This is a genomic window from Streptomyces sp. ActVer, assembly GCF_027270795.1.
GTDB classification, from domain to species: Bacteria; Actinomycetota; Actinomycetes; order Streptomycetales; family Streptomycetaceae; genus Streptomyces; species Streptomyces umbrinus_A.
On sequence record NZ_JAPWHT010001032.1, the window covers coordinates 1 to 549 of the forward strand.

Genomic DNA, 549 nt, shown 5'->3' on the forward strand with positions numbered 1-549 from the left:
TCCTGGTACCGGCGTTCGAGACCGGGCGGCTGGCGGGGCTCGGCCTGGACCCGGGAGTGTCGCCGGGCGCCCTGTACTCCAGCTGGGGACCGCCCTATCCGAACCGGCCCTCAGCAGGGCAGTTGCCCTACTACCACCGCTGGTCGTTCAGCACCGGGACGACCGGGGACTTCGAGTTCCTGGTCCGGCTGCTCCAACCGCAGCGGCCGGACCCCCGGGTCGGGCGCCGCGACCTGGACGTACACCGGTCGCCCGGTCTCGGCCTGCCGGGGATCGAGACACCGCCGGAACTGGGCGGCGTACTGCCGCTGGGCGGGGCGCTGAAGGTGCCGGAGTTGCCCGGAGCGCCGGTGGACCCGGCGGAGAACTGGGACAACTTCCTCGACGTACCGCCGCCGGCGCCTGCGTACCCTCACCCGTTCGAGCAGGCGCTGGCCGACCTGGTCAATCTGGCCGACGACTACCAGGACCGGACTCCCTCGCAGGCCCACGCCGCCGTCGCCCTGGCCGGCCCGGCGGCCCCTGCCGCGCTGCTCGCGGCCATCGCCC

The 549-nt window shown here is 74.3% G+C and carries 1 pseudogene; it reads left to right on the forward strand.

Annotated features, from left to right (window positions below):
- Positions 1 to 549: pseudogene (locus O3Q52_RS53975) on the forward strand (hypothetical protein); the annotation flags it as partial.